Annotated in this window: 3 protein-coding genes and 2 rRNA genes; 4 read left to right on the top strand and 1 reads right to left on the bottom strand. The window is 44.1% G+C overall.

Going from position 1 to position 6,000, the window contains the following annotated elements; all coding sequences use genetic code 11:
- The 4 genes from ACINWC323_RS16075 to cysK form a co-directional block, all read left to right on the top strand.
- Positions 1-2,758: ribosomal RNA gene (locus ACINWC323_RS16075) — 23S ribosomal RNA — on the top strand; the annotation flags it as partial.
- Between the two features lie 159 nt (positions 2,759-2,917).
- Positions 2,918-3,032, top strand: a 5S ribosomal RNA gene (gene rrf / locus ACINWC323_RS16080).
- Between the two features lie 99 nt (positions 3,033-3,131).
- Positions 3,132-4,139 carry a hypothetical protein gene (locus ACINWC323_RS16085; RefSeq protein WP_009508040.1) on the top strand — a complete coding sequence of 336 codons (1,008 nt, stop codon included), beginning with the start codon at positions 3,132-3,134 and terminating at the stop codon, positions 4,137-4,139.
- Positions 4,140-4,284: 145 nt separating this feature from the next.
- Positions 4,285-5,286, top strand: a complete 1,002-nt coding sequence (cysK, locus tag ACINWC323_RS16090; protein WP_009508090.1) for a cysteine synthase A — start codon at positions 4,285-4,287, stop codon at positions 5,284-5,286.
- A gap of 65 nt (positions 5,287-5,351) precedes the next feature.
- Here cysK and ACINWC323_RS16095 read toward each other — a convergent pair whose 3' ends face one another.
- A complete protein-coding gene (locus ACINWC323_RS16095; RefSeq protein ID WP_005226292.1) occupies positions 5,352-5,894 on the bottom strand; it encodes a lytic transglycosylase domain-containing protein in 543 nt (180 codons plus the stop codon).
- Between the last annotated feature and the right edge of the window lie 106 nt (positions 5,895-6,000).

Genomic DNA, 6,000 nt, shown 5'->3' with positions numbered 1-6,000 from the left:
CCGCTATAAGGCGGGTATCATAAGCTGAATACATAGGCTTATGAAGCGAACGAGGGGAAGTGAAACATCTCAGTACCCTTAGGAAAAGAAATCAATTGAGATTCCCTTAGTAGCGGCGAGCGAACGGGGAGCAGCCCATTAAGTTATGTGTGTTCTAGTGGAACGCTCTGGGAAGTGCGAACGTAGAGGGTGATATTCCCGTACACGAAAGGGCACACATAATGATGACGAGTAGGGCGAGGCACGTGAAACCTTGTCTGAATATGGGGGGACCATCCTCCAAGGCTAAATACTCCTGACTGACCGATAGTGAACCAGTACCGTGAGGGAAAGGCGAAAAGAACCCCTGTGAGGGGAGTGAAATAGATCCTGAAACCGCATGCATACAAGCAGTGGGAGCACCTTCGTGGTGTGACTGCGTACCTTTTGTATAATGGGTCAGCGACTTATATTCAGTAGCAAGGTTAACCGCATAGGGGAGCCGTAGAGAAATCGAGTCTTAATAGGGCGTTTAGTTGCTGGGTATAGACCCGAAACCAGGCGATCTATCCATGAGCAGGTTGAAGGTTGGGTAACACTAACTGGAGGACCGAACCCACTGTCGTTGAAAAGCCAGGGGATGACTTGTGGATAGGGGTGAAAGGCTAATCAAGCCTGGTGATAGCTGGTTCTCCCCGAAAGCTATTTAGGTAGCGCCTCGGACGAATACCATTGGGGGTAGAGCACTGTTTCGGCTAGGGGGTCATCCCGACTTACCAAACCGATGCAAACTCCGAATACCAATGAGTACTATCCGGGAGACAGACTGCGGGTGCTAACGTCCGTAGTCAAGAGGAAAACAATCCAGACCGCCAGCTAAGGCCCCAAAATCATAGTTAAGTGGGAAACGATGTGGGAAGGCATAGACAGCTAGGAGGTTGGCTTAGAAGCAGCCACCCTTTAAAGAAAGCGTAATAGCTCACTAGTCGAGTCGGCCTGCGCGGAAGATGTAACGGGGCTAAAACTATGTGCCGAAGCTGCGGATGTATACTTGTATACGTGGTAGGGGAGCGTTCTGTAAGCCGATGAAGGTGTATTGAGAAGTATGCTGGAGGTATCAGAAGTGCGAATGCTGACGTGAGTAACGACAAAACGGGTGAAAAACCCGTTCGCTGAAAGACCAAGGGTTCCAGTCCAACGTTAATCGGGGCTGGGTGAGTCGACCCCTAAGGCGAGGCCGAGAGGCGTAGTCGATGGGAAATTGGTTAATATTCCAATACTTCTGTGTAATGCGATGAGAGGACGGAGAAGGTTAAGTCAGCCTGGCGTTGGTTGTCCAGGTGGAAGGCAGTAGGCATGCATCTTAGGCAAATCCGGGGTGCTCTATGCTGAGAGCTGATAGCAAGCTGTACTTGTACAGTGAAGTGGCTGATACCATGCTTCCAGGAAAAGTCTCTAAGCTTCAGTTACACAGGAATCGTACCCGAAACCGACACAGGTGGTCAGGTCGAGTAGACCAAAGCGCTTGAGAGAACTCTGCTGAAGGAACTAGGCAAAATGGTACCGTAACTTCGGGAGAAGGTACGCTGCTGACGGTGATGGGACTTGCTCCCTGAGCTTTGGCAGCCACAGAAACCAGGCCGCTGCAACTGTTTATTAAAAACATAGCACTCTGCAAACACGAAAGTGGACGTATAGGGTGTGATGCCTGCCCGGTGCTGGAAGGTTAATTGATGGGGTTAGCGTAAGCGAAGCTCTTGATCGAAGCCCCAGTAAACGGCGGCCGTAACTATAACGGTCCTAAGGTAGCGAAATTCCTTGTCGGGTAAGTTCCGACCTGCACGAATGGCATAATGATGGCGGCGCTGTCTCCAGCAGAGGCTCAGTGAAATCGAAATCGCTGTGAAGATGCAGTGTACCCGCGGCTAGACGGAAAGACCCCGTGAACCTTTACTGCAGCTTGACATTGAACTTTGACCTTACTTGTGTAGGATAGGTGGGAGGCTTTGAAGTTAGAACGCTAGTTCTAATGGAGCCGTCCTTGAAATACCACCCTGGTAATGTTGAGGTTCTAACTCTGCCCCGTAATCCGGGGCGAGGACCATGTCTGGTGGGTAGTTTGACTGGGGCGGTCTCCTCCTAAAGAGTAACGGAGGAGTACGAAGGTGCGCTCAGCGTGGTCGGAAATCACGCGTAGAGTATAAAGGCAAAAGCGCGCTTAACTGCGAGACCCACAAGTCGAGCAGGTACGAAAGTAGGTCTTAGTGATCCGGTGGTTCTGTATGGAAGGGCCATCGCTCAACGGATAAAAGGTACTCTGGGGATAACAGGCTGATACCGCCCAAGAGTTCATATCGACGGCGGTGTTTGGCACCTCGATGTCGGCTCATCTCATCCTGGGGCTGAAGCAGGTCCCAAGGGTATGGCTGTTCGCCATTTAAAGAGGTACGCGAGCTGGGTTTAGAACGTCGTGAGACAGTTCGGTCCCTATCTACCGTGGGCGCTGGAAATTTGAGAGGATCTGCTCCTAGTACGAGAGGACCAGAGTGGACGAACCTCTGGTGTACCGGTTGTGACGCCAGTCGCATCGCCGGGTAGCTATGTTCGGAAGGGATAACCGCTGAAAGCATCTAAGCGGGAAGCCTACCTCAAGATAAGATTTCCCTAGGAATTTATTCCTCTAAAGAGCCGTTCGAGACTAGGACGTTGATAGGTTGGGTGTGGAAGCACGGTGACGTGTGAAGCTGACCAATACTAATTGCTCGTGAGGCTTGACTATACAACACCCAAACAGTTGTTGTATTCAAGATAAATTCAATACATAACTTGATTTAGTGTCAAAACTAGTTACAATACGACTCGATTAAACTAATCCGTTAATAACTCTTTCGGTACTAAGTGGCAAAAAACGTAAGACCACCCAAAACCAAAACAGTTTGCTGGCGACAATAGCAAGAGTGAACCACCTGATCCCTTCCCGAACTCAGAAGTGAAACCTCTTAGCGCTGATGGTAGTGTGGCACTTGCCATGTGAGAGTAAGTCATCGCCAGCTTTTAAATACGAAACACCCCTAACCTGACGGTTAGGGGTGTTTTTTTGCGCGTGGAATTTTATATACTGAATCATTACTTAAAATGATTATGAGAATTTGATGATCAACTTCGATAGGAATAGTGCTTTTTCAATTGAGCTAAAAGATCCTGATAATGATAGGCCTCTGAACATTATAGAACTAATAACTATTAGAGATGATTTATATATATTCACATCTGAAGCTATTTTAAAAATGTTGCTGGCTGACTCAATTGATCCAGATAAAGTAGAACTAAACACCAAGCATTCTTACGAAAAAATTGCAGACATTGGATGTAGCTCAGAATATATAGCTCGAGTAATAATACAAGCATCAAAACTTATATCTTTCATTATTTATTCTGATATTGAAAAAGATAAAATACTATCACATTTATTAGGACTAAATTTTAAGCTATTGAATTGTAATAGTATTGTTTCTCAAATTAAGCTTGGCTATCAAGAATTATTACCTAAATGTGGCAAAATTATTTCTGATAATTACTTAAAGAATTCTATCCCGGCCTTACCAAAAATTCCTGAATTAGATTCTAAAGTCCGTGTTTTTTTAACAAATGCAAAATTAGTTATAATTGATATATTTAAATTCTTATCTTTATTTTATTTATTACCTATCAATGATAGAGATGAAGCACATTTTAATAAGCATATTGAAAATTTAAAAAAGAATTTAGGTGCTGATAATGAAATTGTTAAATTGTTAGAAGAAGACCTTGAATGGATTCAAATATTAGCAGAATGTCGAAATGCAATTGAACATTCAGGTGAGGGACAACTATTGAAAATTGAGAACTTTAGTATTAAGCCTGGTAATCTTCTTTCAACTCCGACATGGACTTATGATTTGACAAGAAAACTTAATATAAAAAAAGGTCCAGATGATCTATTGAATGATTTAGATGTGTTTTGCTCTAATATGCTTCATTTAATTGAAGATATGATAATACTGACTATACAGGATAAGCTTAGAAAGTATCCGCTTCTCGCTCTTTATAAACTAAACGAGCAGGATTATGATCCTAAATGTCCTGTTAGATATGATATAACCTTAAAAGCAAATATTTGAAATTAGCCAAAATTTTCGTATATCAACTTTAGAGTTTAAGTGATATTAGTTTCAGAGATAAAAGAAGGGAAGTTTTTTTACTTCTCTCCTCGCGCCACAAGCCTATAATGATTGAGAATCATTCCAAATCTAATAAGGAAATAACATGTCAACTGATCAGCAATTTCCAGCACCAGCCAACCTAGGGATCGCAGTGTATTCAAACAATGCCGAAGCCATTGGGAACACACCTTTAGTGCGTATCAACCGTCTGATTAAAACAGGTGCAACAGTACTGGCAAAAGTTGAAAGCCGTAATCCTGCATTCTCAGTGAAGTGTCGTATTGGTGCCGCTTTGATTGCAGATGCGGAAAAACGTGGTGTACTGAAAGCTGGCATGCATATTGTTGAACCGACCAGTGGTAATACAGGGATTGCCTTAGCCTTTGTTGCAGCGGCAAAAGGTTATCCAATTACCTTAACCATGCCTGCAAGTATGAGCCTGGAGCGCCGAAAGGTTTTAAAAGCTTTAGGTGCAAATCTGGTTTTAACTGAGCCTGCTAAAGGAATGAAAGGTGCAGTAGATGAAGCTGTTCGTTTAGCTACGGAAAATCCAGAACTATATTTCTTGCCGCAACAATTTGAAAATCCAGCCAATCCTCAAATTCATGTTGATACCACCGGTCCTGAAATCTGGCAGGCAACCAATGGACAAGTTGATATTCTCGTTGCGGGTGTCGGTACAGGCGGAACCATTACCGGAATTTCTCGTTATTTTGAGCACGTTCAGAATAAGCCAATTTATTCTGTAGCAGTTGAACCGGCTGAATCTCCAATCATTACTCAAACTAAAAATGGCGAAAGCATTACCCCGGCACCGCATAAAATTCAAGGAATTGGCGCCAATTTTATTCCGAAGAACTTAGATCTGGATTTGGTAGATGAAGTTGTAGCTGTGAATAGTGTGGATGCCATTGAGTGGGCAAGAAAGTGTGCAACTCAAGAAGGGATTTTGGTCGGTATCTCCAGTGGTGCAGCATTGGCGGCGGCAGCTCAAATTGCAGAACGTCCTGAAAATGCAGGTAAAACCATAGTGGTGATCTTACCGGATAGCGGTGAACGTTACCTATCTTCAGTCTTATTTGAAGGTTTGTTTGACGAAGCCTAAATCTATTGTTCAAGTTATAAAAAACCATGCCTAAGCGCATGGTTTTTTCATTTTTGCTGTATTTTTTATAAGGCTTTTTTCAAGGTTTTTTCATGGCGTTTCACCGAGCGGGCGTACTTTTTACCTTTATGCCGTGTCCAGAAGCTACGTTGATAACCTGTTGGGCCAACATTGTAATAGGCTACGGCTTTGGACCAGCTCCCAGCAGATCGATAGTAGGTCGAGAGGACATGCGCGCCACAGTTAATGTTGACATTTTCATCATAAAGATTGCCTGGGCAAGCCTGATTCCAATGACTGGAAATGATTTGGGTTAAACCAATGGCCCCCGTTGGTGAGCGGGCAGCGCTATTGTAATTGGATTCCTGTCGAATCAGCGCGGCCAGTAAAGTCGGCGATACATCATAACGCTCAGCACTTTGAATGATCATCGGTGATAAACGATTGGCCGTGCTGGGTGAAACAGAATAAGCGTTTTGTAAGCCTGAGGAGAGTTGATTCGAGCGATTTGCAAATGATCCGCTTAAGCTACTACACGCGGAAAGACTCACTGCCATAATGACAAGGCTGAGCTTTAAAAAAAGTGAACCGAGCGCGTGAGAAGTCATACCTTGATCAGTTGATGTAGAGACGATTTGCAAAACCAAGACCCGAGACAGAATAAAATTATTAGGATGGTATGCACTCGGTTTAGGGGAGTCAATAGCAGTTGTT

This window comes from Acinetobacter sp. WC-323 (assembly GCF_000314615.1).
Taxonomy (GTDB): domain Bacteria; phylum Pseudomonadota; class Gammaproteobacteria; order Pseudomonadales; family Moraxellaceae; genus Acinetobacter; species Acinetobacter courvalinii.
This window is presented reverse-complemented; position numbering and strand designations above follow the sequence as displayed.

Coding starts and splice junctions, on each gene's coding strand:
- ACINWC323_RS16085 (WP_009508040.1), top strand. CDS start 3,132: ATGATCAACTTCGATAGGAATAGTGCTTTTTCAATTGAGCTAAAAGAT.
- cysK (WP_009508090.1), top strand. CDS start 4,285: ATGTCAACTGATCAGCAATTTCCAGCACCAGCCAACCTAGGGATCGCA.
- ACINWC323_RS16095 (WP_005226292.1), bottom strand. CDS start 5,894: ATGACTTCTCACGCGCTCGGTTCACTTTTTTTAAAGCTCAGCCTTGTC.